22 protein-coding genes are annotated in these 23,872 nt (G+C 59.4%); 7 read left to right on the top strand and 15 right to left on the bottom strand.

Annotation, left to right across the window (positions count from 1 at the left end; translation table 11 throughout):
- Positions 1-70 precede the first annotated feature (70 nt).
- From ACN082_RS02020 to ACN082_RS02010, 3 genes are all read right to left on the bottom strand, one after another.
- Positions 71-607, bottom strand: coding sequence for a GyrI-like domain-containing protein (locus ACN082_RS02020; RefSeq protein WP_419099178.1), 537 nt, complete (start codon positions 605-607; stop codon positions 71-73).
- Between the two features lie 106 nt (positions 608-713).
- On the bottom strand, positions 714-1,592 hold the full coding sequence (locus tag ACN082_RS02015; protein WP_419099177.1) for a rhodanese-related sulfurtransferase: 879 nt from the start codon (positions 1,590-1,592) through the stop codon (positions 714-716).
- A 69-nt stretch (positions 1,593-1,661) separates the two neighbouring features.
- Positions 1,662-2,105, bottom strand: coding sequence for a pyridoxamine 5'-phosphate oxidase family protein (locus tag ACN082_RS02010; protein WP_419099176.1), 444 nt, complete (start codon positions 2,103-2,105; stop codon positions 1,662-1,664).
- Between the two features lie 240 nt (positions 2,106-2,345).
- On the opposite strand from ACN082_RS02010, the gene ACN082_RS02005 reads away from it, so the two are divergent.
- Complete coding sequence (locus tag ACN082_RS02005; RefSeq protein WP_419099175.1) at positions 2,346-5,039, top strand: DEAD/DEAH box helicase; 2,694 nt, start codon at positions 2,346-2,348, stop codon at positions 5,037-5,039.
- A 39-nt stretch (positions 5,040-5,078) separates the two neighbouring features.
- On the opposite strand, the gene ACN082_RS02000 is transcribed toward ACN082_RS02005, so the two are convergent.
- From ACN082_RS02000 to ACN082_RS01975, 6 genes are all read right to left on the bottom strand, one after another.
- Positions 5,079-5,492 (bottom strand): Rv3654c family TadE-like protein, encoded by a 414-nt coding sequence (locus tag ACN082_RS02000; RefSeq protein ID WP_419099174.1) that lies wholly within the window; start codon positions 5,490-5,492, stop codon positions 5,079-5,081.
- Complete coding sequence (locus ACN082_RS01995; RefSeq protein ID WP_419099173.1) at positions 5,489-5,869, bottom strand: TadE family type IV pilus minor pilin; 381 nt, start codon at positions 5,867-5,869, stop codon at positions 5,489-5,491. Before ACN082_RS01995 ends, ACN082_RS02000 begins: the two co-directional genes overlap by 4 nt.
- A gap of 4 nt (positions 5,870-5,873) precedes the next feature.
- Positions 5,874-6,137 (bottom strand): DUF4244 domain-containing protein, encoded by a 264-nt coding sequence (locus ACN082_RS01990; RefSeq protein ID WP_419099172.1) that lies wholly within the window; start codon positions 6,135-6,137, stop codon positions 5,874-5,876.
- 332 nt (positions 6,138-6,469) lie between these two features.
- Positions 6,470-7,045, bottom strand: a complete 576-nt coding sequence (locus ACN082_RS01985; protein ID WP_419099171.1) for a type II secretion system F family protein — start codon at positions 7,043-7,045, stop codon at positions 6,470-6,472.
- Positions 7,045-7,806 (bottom strand): type II secretion system F family protein, encoded by a 762-nt coding sequence (locus ACN082_RS01980; RefSeq protein WP_419099170.1) that lies wholly within the window; start codon positions 7,804-7,806, stop codon positions 7,045-7,047. Before ACN082_RS01980 ends, ACN082_RS01985 begins: the two co-directional genes overlap by 1 nt.
- Positions 7,803-9,197 (bottom strand): TadA family conjugal transfer-associated ATPase, encoded by a 1,395-nt coding sequence (locus tag ACN082_RS01975; protein ID WP_419099169.1) that lies wholly within the window; start codon positions 9,195-9,197, stop codon positions 7,803-7,805. Before ACN082_RS01975 ends, ACN082_RS01980 begins: the two co-directional genes overlap by 4 nt.
- Before the next feature lie 338 nt (positions 9,198-9,535).
- On the opposite strand from ACN082_RS01975, the gene ACN082_RS01970 reads away from it, so the two are divergent.
- Entirely contained in the window at positions 9,536-11,308 is a 1,773-nt protein-coding gene (locus tag ACN082_RS01970; RefSeq protein ID WP_419099168.1) for a bifunctional 3'-5' exonuclease/DNA polymerase, read from the top strand.
- A 247-nt stretch (positions 11,309-11,555) separates the two neighbouring features.
- Here the strand turns inward: ACN082_RS01970 and ACN082_RS01965 are convergent, their stop codons facing one another.
- Both ACN082_RS01965 and nth read right to left on the bottom strand, forming a co-directional pair.
- Positions 11,556-12,326, bottom strand: coding sequence for an NUDIX hydrolase (locus ACN082_RS01965; RefSeq protein WP_419099167.1), 771 nt, complete (start codon positions 12,324-12,326; stop codon positions 11,556-11,558).
- Positions 12,319-13,257, bottom strand: a complete 939-nt coding sequence (nth, locus tag ACN082_RS01960) for an endonuclease III (protein WP_419099166.1) — start codon at positions 13,255-13,257, stop codon at positions 12,319-12,321. Before nth ends, ACN082_RS01965 begins: the two co-directional genes overlap by 8 nt.
- 160 nt (positions 13,258-13,417) lie before the next feature.
- Here nth and acs point away from each other — a divergent pair, with 160 nt between their 5' ends.
- The 3 genes from acs (at position 13,418) to ACN082_RS01945 (ending at position 17,249) form a co-directional block, all read left to right on the top strand.
- Positions 13,418-15,355 (top strand): acetate--CoA ligase, encoded by a 1,938-nt coding sequence (gene acs, locus ACN082_RS01955; protein ID WP_419099165.1) that lies wholly within the window; start codon positions 13,418-13,420, stop codon positions 15,353-15,355.
- Between the two features lie 162 nt (positions 15,356-15,517).
- Positions 15,518-15,976: a type II 3-dehydroquinate dehydratase gene (gene aroQ / locus ACN082_RS01950; RefSeq protein ID WP_419099164.1), complete on the top strand. Its 459-nt coding sequence runs from the start codon at positions 15,518-15,520 to the stop codon at positions 15,974-15,976.
- A 10-nt stretch (positions 15,977-15,986) separates the two neighbouring features.
- Entirely contained in the window at positions 15,987-17,249 is a 1,263-nt protein-coding gene (locus ACN082_RS01945) for an APC family permease (protein WP_419099163.1), read from the top strand.
- On the opposite strand, the gene ACN082_RS01940 is transcribed toward ACN082_RS01945, so the two are convergent.
- Entirely contained in the window at positions 17,246-18,415 is a 1,170-nt protein-coding gene (locus ACN082_RS01940) for a MarP family serine protease (RefSeq protein WP_419099162.1), read from the bottom strand. The two genes, ACN082_RS01945 and ACN082_RS01940, sit on opposite strands and share 4 nt — an antisense overlap.
- Before the next feature lie 328 nt (positions 18,416-18,743).
- On the opposite strand from ACN082_RS01940, the gene ACN082_RS01935 reads away from it, so the two are divergent.
- Positions 18,744-19,421 carry a Crp/Fnr family transcriptional regulator gene (locus tag ACN082_RS01935; protein ID WP_083091991.1) on the top strand — a complete coding sequence of 226 codons (678 nt, stop codon included), beginning with the start codon at positions 18,744-18,746 and terminating at the stop codon, positions 19,419-19,421.
- A 326-nt stretch (positions 19,422-19,747) separates the two neighbouring features.
- Here the strand turns inward: ACN082_RS01935 and ACN082_RS01930 are convergent, their stop codons facing one another.
- The 3 genes from ACN082_RS01930 to ACN082_RS01920 all read right to left on the bottom strand — a co-directional run bounded on the left by ACN082_RS01930 (position 19,748) and on the right by ACN082_RS01920 (position 21,479).
- A complete protein-coding gene (locus tag ACN082_RS01930; protein WP_419099161.1) occupies positions 19,748-20,722 on the bottom strand; it encodes an NUDIX hydrolase in 975 nt (324 codons plus the stop codon).
- Positions 20,715-21,191 carry a RidA family protein gene (locus ACN082_RS01925; RefSeq protein ID WP_419099160.1) on the bottom strand — a complete coding sequence of 159 codons (477 nt, stop codon included), beginning with the start codon at positions 21,189-21,191 and terminating at the stop codon, positions 20,715-20,717. The genes ACN082_RS01930 and ACN082_RS01925 overlap by 8 nt, the downstream gene beginning before the upstream one ends.
- Positions 21,192-21,275: 84 nt before the next feature.
- Complete coding sequence (locus ACN082_RS01920; protein ID WP_419099159.1) at positions 21,276-21,479, bottom strand: hypothetical protein; 204 nt, start codon at positions 21,477-21,479, stop codon at positions 21,276-21,278.
- Positions 21,480-21,723: 244 nt separating this feature from the next.
- Between ACN082_RS01920 and ACN082_RS01915 the strand changes: the two genes are divergently transcribed.
- On the top strand, positions 21,724-23,853 hold the full coding sequence (locus tag ACN082_RS01915; protein WP_419099158.1) for a transglycosylase domain-containing protein: 2,130 nt from the start codon (positions 21,724-21,726) through the stop codon (positions 23,851-23,853).
- Positions 23,854-23,872: the final 19 nt, after the last annotated feature.

The raw sequence follows: 23,872 nt of genomic DNA, 5'->3' as shown, positions 1-23,872 counted from the left end.
GGAAGGTATTTCTCTTTCTAGGTTCTGTTCTCTCAGGGCAACTACCTTAGGCTAAGACTCAGAACTGCGACTATGCAGAGAGTCCGGTCACCGCCTGCCACAGGTACATGCGATAGTTCTGCCCCTGCATATCACCCGGCCCGTACACCTCTAGACGCACACCGGTAGGGGTCAGGTTTTTAGAGGGGATAAAGGTCTGAGCCAGATAGTCAAAACCGGCCTTAATATGGGCAGGCGGAAGACCGGGCACCAGGGGCCCCTCCACCAGTACTGTAGCGTACATGGCACCGGGGACCACCACACCCGTCAGCCCCAAAGCCGCAACATCTTTAATACCCCCGGGAACAATAAACCCGGCAGTATAGGTCACCCCAGAATCGTCGGCATCTGGCATGAGCACGCCCACCCGCTGAAGCTTCTCCACAGCCGCCAACCGCTGGGCAGCCAGCTGAGCCTCAGCCTCTGTCTCGCCGGCACCCAAATGATCATAGAGTTTCTTCCACCACAGCGAAAAATCGCTCGTCTGCCTAGCCGGCTCGGTCACGCCCGCCACCATAAAGGTCCCATACTCAATCAGGGCTGTCTCATACGTCTGCTCTGCTGTCATGGCTCACTACTCTAATACCCCGGCACCAGAGCACACAAAAGGGGCCGGGCAAAAGGTCGATGCCTCTTGACCCAGCCCCTAGCCCACGCTTGAATAGGTAAAAGTCTTAGCCGCTCACGCTCTCAAACTGGGCCAGTGCCTTGGTCTCGCACTCGGGGCACAGCAGAACCAGGTCGCGGTTACCGTCCACATCGAGGTTGACAAAACTATTAGCAGGAGCCTGGCAGTGCTCGCACTCACCAATAGTTACGGTATCGGGCGAGAACTCCACGCGCTGACGCTTGTCAAAGACGTACAGAGAGCCTTCCCATAGCCCCGAGTCACCAAACTTTTCGCCGTAGCGCACGATGCCGCCGTCAATCTGGTAAATCTCCTTGAAACCCCGGTTCTTCATGAGGGCGGAGAGAATCTCACAGCGAATACCGCCGGTGCAGTAAGTAACAACCGGCTTGTCCTTGAGATGATCGTACTTACCCGACTCAATCTCCTGGATAAAGTCGTGGGTGGTCCGCACATCGGGCACCACAGCGTTCTTAAACTTGCCAATCTTAGCTTCAAAGGCATTACGCCCATCGAAGAAGACAACCTCATCGCCACGTTCTTCAACCAGCTGGTTAACCTCTTCGGGTTTCAGGTGGACACCGCCACCCACTACACCGTTCTCGTCAACCACAAGTTCATCGGGGGCACCGAAAGCAACAATCTCCTTGCGGGCCTTGACCGACAGGCGGGGGAAATCAGCGGAACCACCATCGGACCACTTCAGTTCCAGCTTCTCAAAGCCGGGGTACTGGCGGGTCGTCTTACCGTACTGTTTGAGGGCGTTAACATCGCCGCCCAAAGTCCCATTAATGCCGTGCTTGGAGATGAGGATACGGCCGGTTAGGCCAAGCTTCTCGCACAGGGCGCGCTGCCACAGCATGACAGCCTTGGGGTCGGTTACGGGTGCAAAGCAGTAATAGAGGATAATTCGTTCTTGAGCCACGCACCCATTCTAGTTCTTCTTGGCCTAGTCTGCCCGATACCACCGGGCAGATAAGCCATAAAAGATGAGCTAGGACCCCAGGCGGAAGCGCCGCCCCGTCATGGACACCGGAGTTAGCTCCACCAGTTCCAGCTTCTGGCTATCAAGCCAGGGTTCCAGGTTGAGCTTGCCGACGTAGTCAATCTCGCGGCTATCAGTCAGGAGTCGGGCCCGGGCAAACACATTCACTGAGTGCGCGCTCTTGCCCTCAACCCGGTCAAACTGTAGGGTCACTTTTTCATCAAGTAAGAGCTGGGTAAGCTTGCTACCGGCTGCCGTGCGGAAGAAAATCTTAACCCCGTCCGTCACAATATTCAGCGGGGTAATGTGCACGAAGCCCTCCTCGCCTACTGTGCCCAAACGAGCAAAACGAGTGCCTTGGATCAAATCCCACACCTGCTCATCGGTGAGCACGGTAACCACAGGCTCCTCGGGAGCTGACTGCTGACCCTTAATGTTCATTGGAATACTCATAACTCCCATTATTCCAGTTCTATAGCATAGCTCACAGCCTTTACGCCCGGTTGGCGGGATAAAGGTCAGGCACAGGGGCTCTTGGTTTGCCCTGGGCAGCTCCCCACCAATGCTCAGCGCCAGTCACCTCTGCCCTCAACAAGAGGTAGGAACACAGTACAGGCAGACAGGACAGGTCTGGAAAACAGCAGCAACAGGCCAGGCACTAAACCACCGACCAAGCGGTGCCATAATAGGGGTGTGCCTACCCAAACCCCGCAGGAAAGCCCCGGCCCACGGGCACCCGCCCCCCAAGAGCTCTTACTCGTGCTGGAACAGCTTGGTCTGACCGAGCTCCCTGCACAGGTCAGGCATGTGCGCACCCTGCCAGCCCAAGAGGCGAAGACCAGCCCCTGGCCGAGCTGGGCCCACCCCGCTGTCGTTGAGGCCTTCCAATCTTTGGGCGTGGATGAGCCCTACCTGCACCAAGTCCAGGCAGCTACCCTTGCCCACGATTCCTCCGGTAGCAGGCACGTCATTCTTGCAACGGGCACAGCCTCCGGCAAGTCACTGTCCTATCAGCTCCCCGTGCTCGATGCCCTCTACCGGGGCGAACACGAATATCAGGGAACCGGCTTTGATACCGGCAGGGCAACAGCCCTCTATCTCTCGCCCACCAAGGCGCTAGCTGCCGACCAGCTCTCTTCCTTACGAGCTCTTAACCTGCCAGGGATTGCGGTAGAGGCCTACGACGGGGACACCCCACGCGAAGACCGCCGCTTTATCCGCGAGCGTGCCCATCTGGTCCTGGCTAATCCGGATATGCTTCATCACGCTATTTTGCCTAACCATGCCCGGTGGGCGACTTTTCTGCGCAAGCTCAAATATGTGGTGGTTGATGAGGCGCACGGCTACCGGGGTGTTTTTGGGGCGCACGTCTCTCTTGTGGTGCGGCGGCTGCGCCGAATCTGCCGTCATTACGGTGCTACTCCCGTTTTTATTGGGGCTTCTGCTACCAGTGCGGAACCTGCCGAGTCTTTTGCCCTCCTCATTGGGTCGCGCCCTCAGGCGGTCACTGCAATTACCCGGAGCACCGCACCCAGAGGATCCACACAGGTGCTTCTGTGGGAGCCTGAGTTCACCGAGCCTGACACGGTTCGTGACCGGCTAGCGGCTCTAACTAGACAACCGGCGGGTGCGGGCGAAAACGGTGCCCCGGTCCGCAAATCAGTTATCGGTCAGGTAGCAGAGATGATGGCTGACCTGGCGGTCAGTCGCACCCGAACCATCGCCTTTATTAAGTCCCGGCGCGGGGCAGAAGCCATAGCGCAAACGGCCGGGCGCTACCTCGATGAGGTAGAGCCGGGTCTCTCCGAACGCATAGCCGCCTACCGGGCAGGCTACCTGCCCGAGGAACGTCGTGCACTGGAAATCGGTCTGAGGCGGGGGCACATACTGGGTATTGCCAGCACTTCTGCCCTGGAGCTGGGCATAGATATTGCCGGGCTGGATGCCGTGCTCGTAGCCGGCTGGCCAGGGACCCGGGCTTCCTTCTACCAGCAGATCGGGCGGGCAGGACGAGCCGGGCAGGACAGCTTTGCAGTGCTCATCGCCAGCGAAGACCCCCTAGATACCTACCTGGTCCACCACCCCGAGGACATCTTTGACCAGGGTGTTGAAAAGACTGTCTTTGACCCGCACAACCCCTACGTCCTGAGTCCCCATCTGTGTGCGGCAGCCGCCGAGATTCCCCTGCGCAGGGAAGAACTACCCATCTTTGGGACTAGCACCGAGCGGCTTTTGGAAAGCCTTGTCTCCCGAGGCTACCTGCGCCAGCGGGCTACCGGCTGGTTCTGGACCCACCCAGAGCAGGCCAGCGACCTGGTAAATCTGCGCGGTGGTGGCGCTCCCTTGCATATCGTGGAGAGCGACACCGGAAGTGTTATTGGCACCATGGACCGAGCACAATCCCACTCCCAGGGCCACCCCGGTGCGATTTACACGCACCAGGGTAAAACTTTCCTGGTAGAAGATTTAGATGAGGAGAAGGGGGTTATCACCGTAACAGCGGCCAACCCCGACTACTACACCCAGGCCCGGGACGTCACCGAGGTCGCCGTACTGGCAACAGAAAAGTCTCTCCAGCAGGGGCAGGTGAGCCTGAACTTTGGCCAGGTGCGGGTACGTTCTCAGGTGGTGAGCTACCAGAAGAAAAGCCTGGTGGGGCAACAGGTTTTAGGGGACGAGCCTTTGGAACTAGAGCCCCAGCTCCTCCAGACCCGCGCCATCTGGTGGTCCATGCCCGCTTCGCTACTCCAGGCAGCGGGTATCCATGAGAAGGATATCCCCGGCGCGCTTCACGCAGCCGAGCATGCCGCTATTGGCCTGCTCCCCCTGGTGGCAACCTGTGACCGGTGGGATATCGGCGGGCTTTCAACAGCCTTCCACATAGACACTGAGTTGCCCACCATTTTCGTCTACGACGGCCACCCCGGAGGGGCGGGTTTTGCCGAGCGTGGTTTTGAGCGGGTAACCCACTGGCTCCGCGCAACCCTGGACACCATTCTGGCCTGCGAGTGTGAGCTGGGCTGCCCCTCCTGCGTGCAGTCCCCCAAATGCGGTAACCGCAATGAACCGCTCCACAAGAAGGGAGCCGCACAGTTATTAGCTTCCCTGCTAGTAGAAGCCGGGGAACTCACCGAACAGCAAGGTGCCGATCTACTGGGTGCAGTGGCTCACCCCGGTACTGACGAACCTGGCAGAAGCAGCAACCCGAACAGGACTACGGCCCCGAACCGAACTACAGCACCGAACCGAACTACAGCACCGGGTCGAGCAAGCGCGCTCTCTCAAGCAAGCACACCAGATCAGCTAACTCCGCTTGAGCAAAGTCACCGAGAGCTCACCGTCACGGAGTCTCTGACCGGCCACAAGGATAGTGGTGACCCCTTCTAAAGGATTTACCGGTACTGAGCTAATCGCGGTGACCGGTACCTAAGAACCACTTAGCCCGGGTGGGCCAGCCCTAGAAATACCCTGGGCTGGCCCCAGAAAGGCGAAGGGGCCAGCAATATCGACCGAGGTGCGGATATCCGCTGTACCGGCCAGGCCCGGTGGAAGGGCGCAGGCCACCAGGTTGACCCGGTTAGCCTGAGCTACCTCCTGGGCTCTATCGCAGGGATCCCCCGAGGTCAGCCCGCGAGCGGCATCGGCAGCGGCTAGAGCCGCCAGGTCAGCGGCCTGGGCCGCCCGGTGGTTAGCCGCTAGGACGCCTATGAGCCCGGCGCAGGTAATCCCCACTATGAGCAGGGCGCACACCATACCCACCACCGACAGGCTCCCGCTCCCCCGATCGGGGGAATCCCCGAGCGGGCGGGAACCATAACGGCCTGCGCAGGGGCGGGTCACGGAGTTTCACCGCCCTGAGCCCTAGGTTCGGTAAGAGCCCAGGCATCGGTATTCAGCTGCCACCCACTGATCTTTCCAATGAGTCCCGGCGCTGGCCTACTCACGCTCACACGGGTCATGCCATCCTGCTGGCCGATAGTAACCCTAGCCTCCGGCTCAACATCCTGGACGATACGGATTACCGTCTGTGAGTCTTCACCGCGTGCGGCGGCACGGGCACCCAGGCGGGCCCCCTCTTCCAGCCGCAGCTGGATCATGCCGGTGGCGGCAGCACCCAGAACCAGGGCAAGAATGAAAACCACAGCGGGCAAGGCCACAGCGAACTCTGCGGTAGTCGAGCCCCGTTGGCCCTCGGTGCGGTCAAGGGTGGCGGACATGAGGCTAGGCCCCCGTTGAGAGTGCTGTTTGAACGATATTCAGGAGCATCTGCCGGACTTCATCAGATTTGAGGATAACCACTAGCAGGCCGGCAAAGCCCACGGCTGCTAGCATGACGATGCCGTATTCAGCAGTGGTGGCGCCAGCCTCAGGGTTATCAAGGCCAGCATGAACTAGCTCGCCGGTAAGCGCTTTATCAGCGCCCGCAGGCTCCATCCGATGCTGTTCCGTCGTAGCGCGGTCCCGAGGTGCAGAAAAACGTGACATGTTCTATCTCCTTGTCAGAGTCAGTGGGCTAGATTCTCTAGACCATGCGTTTTTGTTGCCCGATCAGAACCCGGGGGCAAGGGGTGCGGATACCGTTGGAAAAGAAGCAGGTCCTGACCGGGTGCCTCTAGCCTGCTCCCGCTCACGCACCGGGTAAAGGCTCATTCACCCCTGTGGATAGACCACTACTCCCCCGGCGCGTCGCTCTGCCCACCTAGCTCTCAAGGGTTCTTCCTACTCGCCCGGCGAATTGGTGTTCCCAAGACACTGTGTAACGCGCATTTTTCTCTTAAGCAGGCACCTGTGAACACCGCCCCAACCCCACCGGTTTCTTAGAAGAGGGTCGGTAAAAGCGCTATCAGCACGGGGATTACCCCCAGACAGATAAAAGCGGGCAGGGAACAAGCCCCCAGGGGAACCACCAGTTTGACAGCTAGCCGGGCCGCAGATTTTTCGTGTTGCCGTTGCCGGTGCCTGCGCTGGCGGTCGGCCAGCACCCTCACGAGTTGGGCGCTGGGCGCACCTGTTTCTAGGGCCAGACCCAGACAGTCACGCACCGGTGCCAGCCCCTCCGGTCTACTCTTGCCCCAGGCTTGCTCCCAGTGGGCACCGGCGTAGAGCTTAGCAACCACCACTGCTAGTTCGGTGCGGTACCGCCCCTGCTCAAGCTGGCTGAGCTGTTCCAACACAGCGGGTACAGAGAGCCCCGCGGTGAGCATCGTGGCCGCCAGGTCCAGGTAGAGGGCGGGGCTAAGAGCAGGCAAACCCGACTCCGTATTGCCTGCAGGAACCGGCGGGCGCGGACCTCCCTGTTCTTGCGCCTCCGTCTTCTTTCTGCCGCCGAGCACCCAGAGCAGGCCAGCAGATAGGAGGCAGAGCAGGCTCAGACAGAAAACCAGCAGCACCACTAGAGCTCACCCCCTTCCGCACGCCCAATCAGCCGGGAAGTCCACCGGCTCCCCGCGTAGGCTAGGCCCAGACCGGTTAGTCCCACCAGGGCACCGCCAAAGGAACCGAGTAGAACACCCAGAGGGTCGGTACCCATGATGATGCCCAAGCCCAGCCCCAGAGCGGGTAGCCAGGACAGGATCCGTCCCGTTGCCTTGGGACCGCTCAAAGCGGTTTCTCGCTGTTGACGTAGGTCGATTTCCGTCTCGTAGTAGCGGGCCAGTCTCTCAAAAACTGAAGCAAGTGAAGCGCCGGTTGTTTGCCCCACCTGCCAGCAGGCGGCCAGAGCTACCACACCATCCCGCACAGATTCCCGGTAGTCAGCGGTACCAGGGTGCAGGCATGCCGGGCCCAGCGGAAGCCCTTTCTGGGCGGCCTCGGTACAGCACTCAAAGAGGTCCACCATATCGGCCAGGGCGCGGGCAAGATCCTCGTCCTGCCAACGCTCTGCGCCCCACCGCGCCACTGGCCTCATGCTCGCTATTCGGGTACGGGTTTCTTCTAATGAACTAGCCAGGTTCCGGCCTACCATAGCGCAGGCAAAAGCCGGCGAACAGCCTGCCTTAAGCAGGGCCGCCATTCGCCAGATAGCGTCAGGCCAAAGCTCTAACTCATCCAGAGAGGGTTTGCTTCCCCGGCGCGCCCTCAGAACCAGGTGAGTTAAGCGGGTTTCCAGCCCTCCTAGAGGGCCGGGCAGGGTGCTGGCCGGTCCTGTTTTCATCGGTATTCCCCCAGGCCGGCTGCAGCTTTAAGGCCGCTCGCCTCGGGGTGCCACAGCAGAAAACTGCCCCGGCGGCGAGCCTCCACTGTACACACCGGCTCTACCAGCAGGGCACCTGCACTCCCCCGCAACCGGTAGACACCGCGCACGAGCCGTTGCCCTTCATCCCGCTCCAGGTGAATAAGATAGTCCAGAGCAGTCTGGGCTTGCAGGGCCACAGCCTCCTGGCTCACCCCCGCTAAAGCCCCCATGGCATAGAGGCGGGCAGGTACAGCGTCGGCAGAGTTGGCGTGTAGGGTGCTCCCGCTCCCGGAGTGTCCGGTGTTCATGGCGGTCAGCATGTCCATGACCTCAGCCCCACGGCATTCCCCCACCACCAGGCGACTCGGGCGCATACGCAGGGCCTGGCGAATCAGCTCGTCCAGCCCCACGGCACCGCGACCTTCGGCATTAGCTACCCGCGCTTGCAGGCTCACCGTATGGGGGTGCTCCAGATGTAGTTCGGCAGTGTCCTCCACCAGCACCAGCCGCTCATGGTCAGGGGCCTCCTGCAAGAGGGCCCGCAGAAGCGTGGTCTTACCGCTGCCGGTTCCCCCGCTCACCACCAGGTTGGCACGACTTTTCACCAGGTAGCGCAAGAGCTGTTCTAAGTCCTTACCCATCATGCCTTTCTCACGGAGCTGGCGCAGTTCGTAGCGGCGCTCGCCTTGAAGACGGATAGAAAGTAGGGTCCCGCTTTGGCTGAGCGGTGGCAGAATCGCGTGGACGCGTGCACCCTGAGCGGTCTGGACGTCGGCGGCGGGGTAGGCATCATCTAGGCGGCCTCCTGCGGCCAGAATGAGGCGGGTGGCCAGTGCCCGCACGTCCTTGTCGTGCTCAAAGGTGATGTTGGAGCGGTGTAGGCTGCCTGCTGCTTCGTACCAGACCCGGTGCGGGCCATTGACAAAAATATCGGTGAGTTCGTCAATGTTCAGGAGCTCTTCGAGGGGCCCTAGCCCGGTGAGTTCGGCTTTGAGGCGGGCACCTGCTTGGGGTGCTATCTCGCGCTGGGGTTCACCTGCTGAGGTGGTTTTTTCGGCTTTTTCTTGTTCGTCCAAGACCGTATCAATGAGGCCCTGTAAGCGGGCGGGGTCGGTCATGGCCTCTAGGCTCAGGCTGTCGGCGGTGAGCTGTTCACCCGGTTTATCTGCGTTTTGTTCCACCGGGGACTGGTTCCGCGCTTTGGGTTCTTCCCCGGGGTTTTCCTGCTTTGGGCCGGGTAGTTGGGCCATGTCTTGGGGCTCTAGGTCAAAGAAGCGGCTGCGTGCTTTGCGGACAAGGATTTGGATCTGGTCGTCAGGGGCGGTGTCAGCACCCACCCGTTCATCTGTAGTTTTAGCTGGTGAAGGCATGATTTACCTCTGGGGTTCAGCCCTACCCGCTTCTTTTCCTGCCCTCTTTATGCCACAGATAAAGCGCCAGGTCTAGCCCCGCCTGGCAGGCTGTGGATAAACCGGGGGCGATGCCCAGAGTTCAGTGCTGTGTCTGCCAACTGGCTTGGGGCTGGCGTTTAAGCGATGTTGGCAGAGACAGCACTGGGGTCAGGTGGGTGGCTTGAATTGCGCTGTGTGCGCTAGCTAACCGGGCAAGAGGGAGGCTTGCCGGTCTACCTACCCAAACGTACGGTGTGTTCGGGTCTGGCGCTGAGCCAGGGTTGAGCCGTGTTTTGGGCAGACCCCATAATAGAAGAATGTATATAGTGCTCGGCCCCGTAGCTACCCCGAATCGGGGCGATAGCTGGGAGGCTATAACTCTCAGCGATACCGGTGCCGGTAGCCGCCGCACTTTCCCCCGCGCTAAGCTCCCTGATTTTATTAGGGCGGTGGAGGGCCAGAACCCGCACCGGACTATTCGTTGGACGTGGGCTGATTCGCGTCTGGTGATGCCTCAGCTCTTGACTGCGGGGGTGTCGCCGGCGTCCTGTCATGATCTGCGGCTGGCTCAGCGGATTCTTGTTACGGCGGCTTCTAATGCGCAGAACGCGATGAGCTATACCCCTACTCTTGATGTGGAGCGGCTGGTCCCTGAGCCTGCTGGGGTGATGCCTGCGCGTCAGCCCATGGAGGGGCAGGGTTCCCTGTTTGATGATGAGTTGGCCGGTTCTTCTCTGGCCAGGAAGGCTCCGCAGGAGCCGAGTGCCCAGGCTTTGGCCGCCGAGCTGACGGCCCAGCGTGCGGCTGTGGCGACTTCCCCTCACCCTTCGCGTTTGGCTCTGCTGTTGGCCGCTGAGTCTCAGGGGGCGCTGATTGCCGCTGAGATGAAGCACTGGGGTATGCCCTGGAACCGTGCTATCCACGAGAAGATTCTGGAGCACGAGTTGGGCCCCCGCCCGGCGGGGTATGACCGGCCCTCTAAGATGGAGGCTCTTGCCGCCCGTATCCGTGAGGAGCTGGGGGCGCCCCATCTGAACCCTGATTCGCCCCAGGATCTGCTCAAGGCTTTGCAGGCCGCTGGGCATTCGGTCACGACTACCCGTAAGTGGGAGCTGACTGAGTGGGCTAATGCGGTGCCGCACCTGCGTGAGGATCGCTGGCAGGTGGTGCGGCCTTTGCTGGCTTATAAGCGGTTGGCTCGGCTTTACACGGCTAATGGCTGGAATTGGCTTGATGCCTGGGTCAGTGACAACCGCTTTTACCCTAGCTATGAGGTGGGTTCGGCAGCTACGGGTCGTTGGGGTGGGCATGGCGGGGGTGCCATGCAGATCCCTAAGGACGTGCGTCCTGCTGTTCGTGCTGAGGAGGGCATGATCCTTACGGTGGCCGATGCCGCGCAGATTGAGCCGCGTATCTTGGCGGTGATGAGCGGGGATCGTGCGCTGGCTCTTGCGGGGCGGGGTAGGGACCTGTACCTGGGGATAGCTCAGATTGGTGAGCGCACCGGTAGTGTGCTGAATGACCGCCCCCACGCTAAGGTTGCCTTACTGGGCGCTATGTACGGGGCTACTAGCGGTGAGGCGGGCCAGCTCATGCCGCACCTGAAAAAGATGTTCCCGCAGGCTATAGCTTTGACAGAGCGGGCCGCCGCTCTTGGTATGCGCGGTGGGCAGGTGAGCACTTATTTGGGGCGTACTTCCCCTGCGCCTTCGGCCACCTGGTTTCAGGCTCAGCGCAGTCAGGGTACCGCTGCCGATGAGCGTGCCGCTCTCTCTGCGGCCCGCGCGCAGAGCCGGTTTACCCGCAACTTCCTTATTCAGGGTACTGCCGCTGAGTGGGCTCTTATCTGGATGGCACAGATTCGCCGGCGTCTACGTACCGAACGCCGTTTTGGGCGGCGTTTGCAGTCGCGCCTGGTCTATTTTTTGCACGATGAGATTATGCTTTACGGCCCGGTGGGTGAGGCGGCTCTCTGCACGAAAATTGTGCGGGAGTCGGCGCAGACCGCTGCCGAACTGATTTTTGGGAAGACGGATGTGGAGTTCCCGGTAACGGTTGTGACCACGGATGACTATTCCACCGCCAAGTAGCTCGGTCGTCGTAGCTGGTATGACTGTTAGCTGGCTCGGGGCTGGTGTTTAAGGGCGCTAACGCGGCGCATGATATCAAAGCCGGCAGACGGTGTTCCCGTTAGCTGGCTCGGGGCTGGCGTTTAAGGGCGCTAACGCGGCGCATGATATCAAAGCCGGCAGACGGTGTTCCCGTTAGCTGGCTCGGGGCTGGCGTTTAAGGGCGCTAACGGGAACACCGTCTGCGGGGTTATAAATTACCGATCTTCTAGGTGTGGGCTTCCCGCGTCTGTTCCCTGTCCCAGGGTTCTTCCCAGCCCAGTTCTTCAAAGACCCGGGAGAGCAAAATCCCGGTAAAGCCCCAGATGGTGAAGTTCTGGTCCGCGTTGGTTACGTCAAAGGCCGGTGACTTATGGGTGGTTCTGCCCCGGCGCACAGTGGCGGTGTGGCGGTTAGCTGGGTCGAGCAGGTCAGCGACCGGCACACGCACCACTAGGGCTGATTCTTCCCTGTCGACTGCTTGCACGGGGGTGGGTAAATCCCACCAGCCCAGTACAGGTGTGACCCGGTAGTTGCTGACTGGTAGGTCGATGGGTGGGAGTTGCCCGAGCAGGCGCACTCCGCTGGCATCTAGCCCGGTTTCTTCGACGGCTTCACGGAGGGCTGCTACCTGTTCTACTGTCTGGCCGGTTTTCTTCGCCTGGTCGTAGTCTTCGGGGTCGATGCGCCCACCGGGTAGGGCTGGTTGCCCGGCGTGATGGCGTAGCCCGTCGGAGCGTACTAGTAGCAGCAGGTCCAGGTCGCTGGTGACGGTGGGGCAGGTGCGGTGGTGGGCTGGCGCGGTGTCGAGCAAGCCAAAGAGTAGGAGTACGGCGGCGGGTTTGATGGTGTGGGGGTCAATTGCGCCGATGTTCCAGTTTTCCCTCTGTTTGACAAGGGCGGGGGCCCTGTAGGCCAGGTCTGTGAGCTGGGTGAGGGCGGGGTGTTCTCCCGCTTCTGACGCAGGAATCTGGTTGGGAGCTTGCGGGTTTTTAGGCACTGAGTGAGTACCCTTCTGCTCGCAGCTGGCGGCGGGTGGCTCCCTGGAGGAAACGTAGGTGTAGGCGCTCACGGCCCGGTGCCATCTCGTATTTGAGGAGTTTGGCGGCTTTGGTTTGGTCTGTTTCGCCGGTGCCGTAGGCGGGGCAGAGGTCGGCTACGGGGCAGGCTCCGCAGGCTGGTTTTTGGGAGTGGCAGATGCGCCGCCCGTGGTAGACCAGCCTGTGGGAGAGCTGGGTCCAGTCTTTGGGTTCAAAGAGTTCTGCTACCGCCTGCTCTACTTTGGTGGGGTCTTCTTGGTCGGTGAATCCGAGCCTGCGGGAGAGCCTGCCAAAGTGGGTGTCTACGGTGATGCCTGGCTTGCCAAAGGCGTTGCCGAGCACTACGAAAGCGGTTTTTCGGCCCACGCCGGGGAGTTTGACTAGGTCTTCGAGCTTGCCCGGCACTTCCCCTTTGTGTTCAGCTACAAGTTGGGCGGCCAGGCTGACGATTGATTTGGCTTTGGAGCGGTAGAAGCCTAGGGGTCGCACCATGTCTTCGATGTCTTCGAGTCGGGCGGTTGCTAGGGCCTGGGCGTCGGGGTAGCGGGCGAAGAGTTCGGGGGTGGTGGCGTTGACGCGCACGTCAGTGGTTTGGGCTGAGAGTACGGTGGCGATCAGGAGCTGGTAGGGGTTATCGAAGTCTAGTTCTGCGACGGCGTAGGGATAGGTTTGGCCCAGGATGCGGTTGATTTTGCGGGCGCGGCGGGTGCGGGCTAGGGGGCTTTCTGCCTGGTTTGTGGCGGTGGCGCGGGCGCGTTTGCGGGCGGCGGCCTCGGCGACTGGGGTGGGAACGGTGCGGATTTCTAGGAGCTGGCGCTCGGTATCGGTGAGGGGTGCGGGTTCCTGGTCTATAGCTGTTGCGGATGCTGGTGTCTTTTTGGACTGGGGCATACCTAGAGATTACCCGTAGAAGCGACAAGCTGATGTTCGGTGTCAGTTCGCTCAACACGAACCCTAAATTTGTGACATAAACTACAGATGCGCTATTGTTGGGGAGAAAACCACAATGTGGCCTAAGTCTATGACGCCACACACAGAGGAAGGCATATTGATGACCGACACCCAGGACGTCTTTGCACCCAGCCCCGAATTCTCAGCCCAGGCCAACGCCCAGCCCGGTATCTACCAAGAAGCCACGGAAAAAGGCCCTGAATTCTGGGCGGAACAGGCTCGTGACCTGCTGACCTGGTACAAGCCCTTCACCCAAACCCTCGACTGGTCCAACCCTCCCTTCGCCAAGTGGTTTGCCGACGGCGAGCTCAACGCCTGCTACAACGCCGTAGACCGCCACGTTGAAAACGGCCTGGGCGAGCGCACCGCCCTGCTCTTTGAGGGCGAGCCCGGCGACACCGCCTCCTACACCTACGCCCAGCTCAAAGACCAGGTATCCCGCGTAGCCAACGGCCTAGAATCTCTTGGCGTGACCAAGGGTGACCGTGTAGCCATCTACCTGCCCATGATTGCCGAAGCTGTGATTGCTATGCTGGCCTGCGCCCGCATCGGTGCCGTCCATTCGGTAGTCTTTGGCGGCTTCTCGGCGGATGCCTTGCGTTCCCGTATCGAAGACGGAGAGGCCAAGCTGGTTATCACCGCCGACGGCTCCTACCGCCGTGGTAAGCCTTCTATGCTCAAACCCGCCGTCGATGCCGCCCTAGAAAGGGGGGGCTCCAGCGTCGAGCACGTCCTTGTTGTTCAACGCAACGGTGAGGAGATCAGCTGGGTGCAAGGCCGCGATGTCTGGTGGCACGAGCTGACCGCTGAGCAGTCCACCGAGCACACTCCCTCACGCCAGAACGCCGAGGATCCCCTCTTTATCCTCTACACCTCCGGTACCACAGGTAAGCCCAAGGGTATTCTGCACACCACCGGTGGCTACCTGACCCAGGGCGCTTTTACCCACAGGAACATCTTTGACCTCAAGCCTGAGACAGATGTCTACTGGTGCACCGCAGATGTTGGTTGGGTAACCGGCCACTCCTATGTTGCCTACGCGCCTCTGGTCAACGGCGCCACCCAGGTCATTTACGAGGGCACTCCCGATGCCCCGCACCGTGGCCGCTTCTGGGAGATTGTGCAAAAGTACGGTGTGAGCATCATGTATACCTCCCCCACCGCTATCCGCACCATGATGAAGTGGGGTGAGGACATTCCTGCCAAGTACGACCTGAGCTCCCTGCGCGTACTGGGTACCGTGGGTGAGGCTATTAACCCCGAGGCCTGGCGCTGGTTCCACCGGGTCATTGGTGGGGGCAACTGCCCCATCGTTGATACCTGGTGGCAGACTGAGACCGGGGCCATCATGGTCTCCCAGCTCCCCGGTATTACCGTGGCTAAGCCCGGTAGCGCCCAGCAGCCTATCCCCGGTATTACCATTGACGTGGTCGATGATCTGGGCGAGTCCCTGCCCAACGAACAGTCCGGCTTTCTAACCATTCGGGAGCCCTGGCCTTCTATGCTCCGCACCATCTGGGGCGATGATGACCGTTTTGTCGATACCTACTGGTCTCGTTTCGAGAGCATGTACTTTGCCGGTGACGGCGCTAAGCGCGACGCTGACGGTGACCTGTGGGTACTGGGCCGTGTGGACGATGTCATGAACGTATCGGGCCACCGCCTCTCCACCCCCGAGATTGAGTCGGCCCTGGTTTCACACCCGGCTGTTGCCGAGGCCGCCGTTGTCGGCGCTAGCGACGAAACCACAGGCCAGGCCGTCATGGCCTTCGTCATTCTCAACGACGAGGCTAAGGCAGCAGGCTACGACGATGCTGAGCTGGCCGAGCAGATTCGCGCCCATGTGGGTGTGGAGATTTCACCCATCGCCAAGCCCAAGCGAGTGCTCATTGTGGAGGACCTGCCCAAGACCCGGTCGGGTAAGATTATGCGCCGCCTGCTCAAGGACGTAGCCGAGGACCGACCGGTCGGTGACACCACCACCCTGGCTGATCCCACGGTCATGGAGTCCATTGAGGCTAACTTTAAGAAGAGCTAGCCCGGCTAATCCCCCGAGCCTGTTTCCAAGGCTCAGGGCTGGGGCGACTACCGTAGCCCGGTGAAACCCAGAAAAAATATTTACTCTAGGTCCGCCTCTTGTTTACCTGCAACCGAGCAGATAAACAGGGGGCGGGCCCTTTTATGTGAAAAACTAGAACCTATGGCACATAGACAGACTGTATCCAAGCTCATTTCCGTTATCAACGGACCCAATCTCAACCTTTTGGGAGCGCGTAAGCCCGAGGTCTACGGGCACACCACCCTGGCGGATATTGAGGCCACCTTGCGCCAGCAGGCTGCGGAGCTGGGTTTTGAGCTGAGCTTTATGCAGTCCAACCATGAGGGCGACCTGGTGGACGCTATCCAGGCCGCACGCACCCAGGCGGCGGGAATCATCATTAACCCGGCGGCCTACACCCACACCTCTCTTGCCCTGCACGACGCTTTGGAGGCCGCCGAGCTTCCGGTCGTGGAGGTTCACCTCTCCAATGTGCACAAGCGGGAAACCTTCCGCCACCATTCTTTTGTCTCCCCCCAGGCAACCGCGGTGATTGCCGGTGCCGGTGCCCAGGGCTACGAGCTGGCCCTCGCTTTCTTAGCCCGGCATATAGCGAGCTAAGGCTTAGACCGTGGGTACCGCACAGAAGAGTCAGCCCGCGCCGAAGGCAGTCCTCAGCCTGGGAGATGCCGTCTTTATCGGTACAGGCTCCATGATTGGGGCCGGGCTTTTTGCCGCTTTCGCCCCGGCAACCGCCGCCGCTGGCCCCTGGCTTTTCCTCTCGCTAGCGCTAGCCGCTGGGATTGCCCTGTGTAACGCTACCTCCTCTGCCCAACTAGCGGCCCAACACCCGGAGTCCGGCGGGACCTATCTCTACGGCCGCCGCCAGCTGGGCCACCTGTGGGGTTACCTGGCCGGCTGGTGCTTTCTGGTGGGCAAGACCGCTAGTTGCGCGGCGATGGCTCTGACCTTTGGGGCCTACCTCTTTCCGGGGCACGAAAAACTCCTGGCGATTATTGCCCTCTGGGTGCTCACTGCTGTCAACTACCGGGGCATCACCCGAACAGCTGCCCTCACCAAAATCTTGGTAACGCTCGTTCTTCTGGCTCTAGCTGTCTTTGGTGTGGCGCTCGTCCTGGGTACAGGCCCCGCCCCGGTAGCCTTACCATCGCCGGAGCCGGCCGGAAGTCTCTACGGCATTTTGCAGGGTGCTGGCCTGCTGTTTTTTGCCTTCGCCGGGTACGCCCGTATTGCCACCATGGGGAGCGAAGTCCGCGACCCCGCCCGCACTATCCCCCGCGCTATCAATCTGACGCTGGCCCTCATTACGGTGCTCTACACAGCCGTTGCCTTCGCCCTGGTCAGTCAGCTGGGTTACGGTGCCCTGGCGGTAAGTTCTGCCCCGTTAGCTCAGGCTGTGGGGTCGGCCCCCGCTCTGAGTCAGCTCATGGGAATTGCCGCCGCCCTGGCAGCCCTCGGTGCGCTCTTGGCCCTTATTACGGGCATCGGGCGGACGGGCTACGCCATGGCCTCACACAAAGACCTACCGGGCCTCTTTGCCAGGCTCCACCCCACCTATGCGGTTCCGCACAGGTTGGAGCTTCTCCTAGCTTCGGTGGCGACCCTCCTTATTCTGGTAACCGACCTGCGCGGGGCAATCGGCTTTTCGTCCTTTGGCGTTTTGCTCTACTACTTGATCGCCAATATCAGCGCCTACACACAGAGCGGCAGCCACCGGATCTACCCGCGCTGGTTACAGCTAGCGGGTGCCTGCGGCTGCCTGCTCGTGGTACTGACCCTACCGGCTGTTTCGCTAGCCGGAGGCACCCTCATGGTTACCCTGGGCCTGCTGGTCTACTGGTTCTATGCCCGCCCCAGGGCGAGCGCGCTTTAGGCTGCGCACTGGCCGGTTGCGACAGCAACGGAGCCTGAGTTCACCTGGCTTAGCGCCTCAACCAAAATTGAGGAAGGAATAGCATAACCGGTCTGGCCCTGGGTAGATTTAGCAAAAATCATGGCCATGACCTGCCCGTCTTCGGTGAGCACCGGCCCACCAGAGTTCCCCTGCTGGACATGGGCCGCTATCTGGTAGACCAAGCGGGAGGGATTCGTTTGGCCTGTACTTGCATTAATGGTCTGCGTATAGCCTAGGCCCTGGACGGTTGCTGAACGGCTGGCAAAAGGCCCTCCGCCGGGGTAACCCATAAAGGCAACGGTGGTTCCTGCGGCCACCTCAGCACCTTGGATAGGCAGGGGGTCAACGGACAGATCAGGGGCGCTGATAATAGCAACGTCCTGCTCTGCATCGAAGTACACCACCTGGCCGGTAGCGGCCTGACCGTTACGGCCCAGCAGGGAGGGGGTACTGACACCGGCAACAACGTGGGCATTTGTTACAACCAGCCCACCGTCCACCGCAAAGCCTGAGCCTTCCGATACGTAGTTGCAGGCATTTGCGGAACCCACCACCTGCACAACCGACTGGCTAGCAGTTTCAAGTGCATCTGTTTCCAGCGGGTCGCTGGGGGCTTCCTGCTCGGGGTAGAGAAGATGCGATACCTCAGGAAGGCCGGCGGCCTGGACGAGCTGACCCTTAATCTCTGTCACCTTTTCCTGGGCGGCAGGCGGAGTTACCTGAAGTAGCCAGCTCACCACCTTAGATTCAGAGGTCAAAGCGGTAACCGAGGGAATACCGAGCGGGCGGATGACCAAAACGATGGTGACAATGACCAGGGCGCTCAAAAAGATGTTGAGCAGGCCACCTGCAAGGCGCTCCAAACCGCGCAAGGGTGTCTTATCGCTGGCGCGGCGAATCAGGTTGCCCACGGTCATCCCGAGGGTCTGCCCAACCACCAAACATCCCAGGGCAGTGCCCAGCCCCACTAACAGATACCAGTGAGAACTCACCTGGTTGATAGCCCACGGGGTTGCGTAGAGGGCAGCTAGGGCACCGGCGATAAAGCCGACGAAGGTCCCCAGAGTAACAAAAAGTCCTTGGCGTAAACCGGCAAGAAAGTAGATGCCGATAATGGCAAGAATTACCCAGTCAAGGATGGTCATATATCTCCTTAAGAAAGAGGGAGGCAGACTCAAGTATTTAACCAGGTAATCTGCACGGCTACCCGTAAGGGTTTCACAGCCTACCGGCTCAACCTGAAAATAGCGGGAAAGGACGGTTAAAAAAACTCTGGTACTGCTCGGAACAGCAATCTTAATGGGTGTCCAAAGCCACGAATATCATGTAGGCTCTAAAGTAGTTGAATAAGTCACAGTTAAAAGTGCTGTGTGATGAACTAGGCAAAGACTATGCTTAGGTAGTCCGTAGCCCTCAGGAACAGGGTTCGCGCTTAAACTAACCAATCATCCCCCTAGGAGTAACAAAAGAACCATGGATATTGAAGTACTACGCCGCGCGCCACTCTTCGCTTCTCTCGACGATGAGGCATTCGCCGCTCTCACCGAAGACATCACCGAGGTAGACCTTTCCCGCGGTGCCACCCTCTTCTACGAAGGCGATCAGGGGGACCAGCTCTACTTCGTTATCTCAGGCAAGATGAAGCTGGGCCGCACCGCCTCTGATGGTCGTGAAAACCTGGTAGCTATCATGGGTCCCGGAGAAATCTTCGGTGAGATGGCCCTGTTTGACCCTTCACCCCGTTCTACCAGCGCAACCGCTGTTTCCGAGACTCGCCTGGCAGGTGTCAAGCATGAGTCCCTGCGTAAGGCTATGGAGAAGTCACCGAATATCTCCGCTCAGGTTCTTCAGGCATTGGCCCGCCGCCTGCGCCGCACCAACGAAAACCTGGCTGACCTGGTCTTCTCCGATGTTCCCGGTCGCGTTGCTAAGGCTCTGCTGGATCTGGCTGACCGCTTTGGTCGCCCCGCAACCGACGGTGTTCTGGTTGCCCACGAACTGACTCAGGAAGAGCTGGCTCAGCTGGTTGGTGCTTCCCGCGAGACCGTTAACAAGGCTCTGGCTGAATTCGTTTCCCGTGGCTGGATCCGTCTGGAAGCTCGCGCAGTGGTCATTCTTGACCTGCAGCGCCTGCGCCAGCGTTCACGCTAAGGCAAGCTCCCCTCAAGGAGGGGTAGAAACATAAAAACCGGGTGAGACAGTTACTGTCTCACCCGGTTTTCCTTTCTAGGCCTTAGCTCTTGAGGAGAACAAGAGCTGGGACCTAGCACAGTCAAAGGACTATAAAGACTTCTTCAAATGCGCCCCCGACCTGAACACCCGCAGATAGCCCTATGTGTAGAAAATTTCCGGCCTTAAAGCACACAGTCAGAACAGTAAACACCCCACCGCTTTAAAGTTCTTTGATAAAAGCCAGGGACTTCTTAGTAGAGCACATTCTGCTCTTGTTTTGCCTGAATAAAGCTAGTCATAAAAAACTAAACTTTCTTTTCCTCTACTGACAGGTAGCAGGTGCCTGTGACGTCCCGTTTAACCTCGGGTAGATAGAGGCTAACCTGGCGGCGTTTTGAGAGAAAAGCCACCGCACCAGAAGCCCCCGCGAGCTGTTCAAGCAGGTACATAACACCCGGGGTAACAAGTTCCTGGAAGGGTACCCCCACGGTGTCCGGCTGACCGATTTCATCGCCCAGGGCAGTACTTGAGGGAGCCGCGGTCAGGTCGCGAGCGCTCACCCAGCGCCCCCAAATGCCCTTTCCAGCAAGGAGAGAGGGGCTCTGCCCTACGGGGACAGCGCAGGTGAAATAGTGCACGTCATAGCGTTTGTGAAAGAAACCCGGGGACTGCCAGCGGGCCAGAGGTTTGAGCAGGTCAGCCCTAATTTTTAGGCCCCTGCGTTCAAGGTAGTCCGCGAAAATTTTCTCCTGCTGGGCTACTGACTGACGTGAAGTCATGCATTCATGGCCGCTGGTCAGTTCGATAGTGGACAGCTCATTATCACCGGCCAGCAGAACACCGGTCTCTTCAAAAAGTTCACGGATAGCGGTCACTACAACAGCGCTTATAGCTCCCAGGTCTTCCTGGGCAAAACTCTTAGCCCAGTATTCGCCACCGGGCCCAACCCAGCCTAGGGGAGCGTAGTCTTGACGAACCCCCAGACCGCCGGGGAAAGCTACCCTACCCATGGGGGATTTAACCCGGTAGGTCATAAAGGTTTCCACGCCGTTGGCACCATCTCGCACAAAGACCACTGCGGCGGCAGGTTTAGCCGGGGCTTGGTCACAGGCACCCTGGTCAAGCCAGGCGCGGGCGCAGTCCTGCTGGTTGGGAGGAATCGGGTGGGTTTTAGCTACCGGCACGCGCGGGACGGCCCCAGTTCCCGCGGAGTAGGGGCGCGAGGCGGAGGCAGGGGCTACCTGCTTAAGGGCACCTGTGTACATGGACTGGTTAGGCATATTCCACGATAATTTCGACTTCAACCGGTGAATCGAGCGGGAGTACTGGCACGCCGACAGCTGAACGGGCGTGCACACCGGCATCACCGAATATGTCGCCTAGCAGCAGAGAAGCGCCGTTGATGACAGCAGGCTGAGCGATGAAAGAGGGGTCAGAAGAGACGAAACCAAGGACCTTCACCACCCGGGTCACGCGGTCAAGGTCACCGATCACAGACTTCACTGCGGCCAAAGCGTTGAGTGCAGAGAGGCTAGCAAGTTTCTGGGCGGTCTCAGGGTCAACGAACCCTTCCTGACCCTTATCGGCTACCTTGCCAGTAGCCGGAAGCTGGCCTTGCACGAAGGGAAGCTGGCCCGATGTGTAAACATAGTTGCCACTGGTTACAGCGGGAACGTAAGCGGCCACGGGAGCTGCCAGTTCGGGGAGCTCAAAACCAAGCTCTTTAATGCGGTCTTCAATCTTTGACACGGTAAGCCCTTTCTCACAGGGTGTCCGGGGGGCATAAAACCGGGCTACAGGCCTTATGGCCCGAACCCGGTTCTGGTGCGATGTTTAGTTAGTTGCCTTCTTGCGCTTAAAGTAGGCGATCGGATTGCCCTGAGTGGGGGCAACCATGTTCCCTGCCGGGGTTGCACCGCTGGGCGCGGCACCGGGCAGAACTGCCACAAGCTCCCAGCCGTCTTCACCCCAGTTATCGAGGATCTGCTTGGTTGCGTGAATCATCAGGGGCACTGTTGCGTATTCCCATTTTTCCATAGCACCAAGCCTAGACCACCCGGGCCTAAAAGACGAAGAGGCCGGGCCTCAAGAGTAGGTTTTGAAACAACCAAAGCCTTCGGTGCGCCTACTGTGCACTACAGAGTGGAGCCGGGACAGCGTCTTGTGGGGTGCTAAAAGGGAGCTCCACACGGAGGCGAGCCGGTAGATTTTGAGGGACTTTTCCGGGCTAGTCCCCCGGCCCTGTGGTGCGCTTTGGCCGGGGAGCCGATAAACTGGTTAAATGGCTTCCTCTAAGAACGTTCGTACACGGCGCCGCACTCCGGGCGATTTCATTCAGTTTATTGCACTGAGCATTATCTCCGGCTTCGTAGTTGCTCTGATTCTGATACCACCAACTACCGCGATGAGCGCAACTATCAACGCATCCATGAACTGGTTTAAGGCTCTGCCTGTCAGCATGAGCAACGGGCCGCTCTCGAAGCCCTCTGTTATTTACGCAAGCGATGGCAAGACCGAACTTGCTTCTTACTATGCTCAGAACCGCACAGAGGTTTCTCTGGATAAAATTTCACAGCATATGAAAGATGCCATTCTTTCCTCAGAGGACCGTAAGTTCTACGAGCACGGGGCTGTCTCACCCCTGGGTATTGCACGCGCTGTAGTTAACAACGTGATTAACCCCGGTAACCGCCAGGGTGCATCTACCCTGACCCAGCAGTACGTCAATAACCTACTGATTGATGCTGCCGAGCAGTCTGGGGAAGAAGCGGGCACTCTGGGTGCCAACAAGGACTACCTAGACAAAATCAAGGAAATGAAGCTGGCCATTTCCATGGAACAGAACCTGAGCAAGGACCAGATCCTTGAAGGGTACCTGAACATCATTAACCTGGGTGGCTCTAACTACGGCGTGGAAGCCGCCGCCTACTACTACTGGGGTATTTCGGCCTCTGAGCTGAATATCTCCCAGTCAGCCATTCTTGCCGGTATGGTGGTCTCTCCCAACATGTACCGCCCCGATAAGAATCCCGAACTTGCCAAAAAGCGTCGGGACATCGTACTGGGCACCATGCTCCGTGACGGCAAAATCACTGAGGATGAATACTCTGAGGCGCTCAACGAGGACGTCAACCTCGATATTCACACCACCCCCTCAGGCTGTTCTACGGCTGGAGATTTCGCCCATTTCTGTGTTTACGCTGTTACGGATTTCTTGAATGATGAAACCTACGGCGCAACCGAAGATGACCGTAAGAATGCCCTCTACCGGGGCGGTTACAAGATTATTACCACCGTTGACGTTAAGGCCCAGAAGGAAGCCAAGGCCCAGGTAGAAGCTACCCAGCCTTCGGCCAATAACCCCGATAAGGTATCAGCGGCTCTGGTTTCTGTAGAGCCCGGTAGCGGAAAGATTCTTGCCATGGCGCAGAACTCCGGCTACGGTGACTCCGTCGAAACCAATTTCGAGGACAACTACTACAACTTCAACGTTGATATTGCCCACGGCGGTACTGCAGGTTTCCAGCCCGGTTCAACCTTCAAACCCGTGTTTCTTGCCCAGTGGATCAAGGACGGTAAGGGCGTTAACGCCACCATTGACGGCACCTCCCTGAACTACCCCAAGTCCTTCCGCTGGCCGGCCTCCTGCCAGCCCAACGGGTACATTCTTTCCGAGGATGCCGAGGGGTTCTCCTTCAGCAACGCAGAAGGGGGGCTACGAACCTGGAACACGGTGGCCTACGGCATTAAGAACTCTATTAACTCCTTCACTGCCAAGATGGTATCGACCACCGATGCCTGCGCCATTAACGACCTGCGGGCCAAGCTCCGCATCACCGACGGGGCCGGCAACCCCCCCTACGAGATCTCCCGTCCTTCCTACATGCTAGGTGGCTGGGAAAAGGGTACTACGCCCCTCACCATGGCTTCGGCCTATGCTACCTTTGCCAGCGGTGGCACCTACTGTGAGCCCCGCTCCCTCACCAAGGTCTCCAAGAACGGCAAAGAGGTCAAAGGCTATAAATCTACCTGTGAGCGTGTGCTCGATGAAGACGTTGCCAATGGCGTTAACTACGTCCTTGAACAGGTGCTAGTCAGTGGCTCCGGCTACCAGCGCGGCATCGGGCTAGCCGGTGCCTCTGCAGCTAAGACCGGTACCACCAACGACTCCACCCAGACCTGGATGATTGGTTACACCCGTGGCATTGCCACCGCCTCCTGGGTAGGTAACGTCGATCAGGGTTCCCGCCCCCTCAACGGCCTATCCATCAATGGGCAGCGACTTAGCTACGTGGACGGCGCCACCTACGCCGGTGCTCAGTGGCAACGCTATATGGGCGCTGTAGCTAAGAACTACAAGACTGACGCTTTCACTACACCTTCGGCTAAGGTGCTTGGCACTAACCAGTAAGGAATGATGTGAATTCTCT

This window comes from Rothia sp. CCM 9417 (assembly GCF_048513575.1).
GTDB lineage: Bacteria > Actinomycetota > Actinomycetes > Actinomycetales > Micrococcaceae > Rothia.
Note: the sequence above shows the minus strand (reverse complement) of the source record. Positions and strands in the feature narration are given on the sequence as shown.

What these genes read in the sequence shown, in the direction of transcription:
- ACN082_RS01990 (WP_419099172.1), bottom strand. Translation starts at nt 6,137, where the DNA reads ATGTCACGTTTTTCTGCACCTCGGGACCGCGCTACGACGGAACAGCAT.
- ACN082_RS01995 (WP_419099173.1), bottom strand. Translation starts at nt 5,869, where the DNA reads ATGTCCGCCACCCTTGACCGCACCGAGGGCCAACGGGGCTCGACTACC.
- ACN082_RS01975 (WP_419099169.1), bottom strand. Translation starts at nt 9,197, where the DNA reads ATGCCTTCACCAGCTAAAACTACAGATGAACGGGTGGGTGCTGACACC.
- ACN082_RS01930 (WP_419099161.1), bottom strand. Translation starts at nt 20,722, where the DNA reads ATGCCTAACCAGTCCATGTACACAGGTGCCCTTAAGCAGGTAGCCCCT.
- acs (WP_419099165.1), top strand. Translation starts at nt 13,418, where the DNA reads ATGACCGACACCCAGGACGTCTTTGCACCCAGCCCCGAATTCTCAGCC.
- ACN082_RS01935 (WP_083091991.1), top strand. Translation starts at nt 18,744, where the DNA reads ATGGATATTGAAGTACTACGCCGCGCGCCACTCTTCGCTTCTCTCGAC.
- ACN082_RS01980 (WP_419099170.1), bottom strand. Translation starts at nt 7,806, where the DNA reads ATGAAAACAGGACCGGCCAGCACCCTGCCCGGCCCTCTAGGAGGGCTG.
- nth (WP_419099166.1), bottom strand. Translation starts at nt 13,257, where the DNA reads ATGCCCCAGTCCAAAAAGACACCAGCATCCGCAACAGCTATAGACCAG.
- ACN082_RS01915 (WP_419099158.1), top strand. Translation starts at nt 21,724, where the DNA reads ATGGCTTCCTCTAAGAACGTTCGTACACGGCGCCGCACTCCGGGCGAT.
- ACN082_RS02020 (WP_419099178.1), bottom strand. Translation starts at nt 607, where the DNA reads ATGACAGCAGAGCAGACGTATGAGACAGCCCTGATTGAGTATGGGACC.
- ACN082_RS01920 (WP_419099159.1), bottom strand. Translation starts at nt 21,479, where the DNA reads ATGGAAAAATGGGAATACGCAACAGTGCCCCTGATGATTCACGCAACC.
- ACN082_RS01970 (WP_419099168.1), top strand. Translation starts at nt 9,536, where the DNA reads ATGTATATAGTGCTCGGCCCCGTAGCTACCCCGAATCGGGGCGATAGC.
- aroQ (WP_419099164.1), top strand. Translation starts at nt 15,518, where the DNA reads ATGGCACATAGACAGACTGTATCCAAGCTCATTTCCGTTATCAACGGA.
- ACN082_RS02010 (WP_419099176.1), bottom strand. Translation starts at nt 2,105, where the DNA reads ATGAGTATTCCAATGAACATTAAGGGTCAGCAGTCAGCTCCCGAGGAG.
- ACN082_RS01940 (WP_419099162.1), bottom strand. Translation starts at nt 18,415, where the DNA reads ATGACCATCCTTGACTGGGTAATTCTTGCCATTATCGGCATCTACTTT.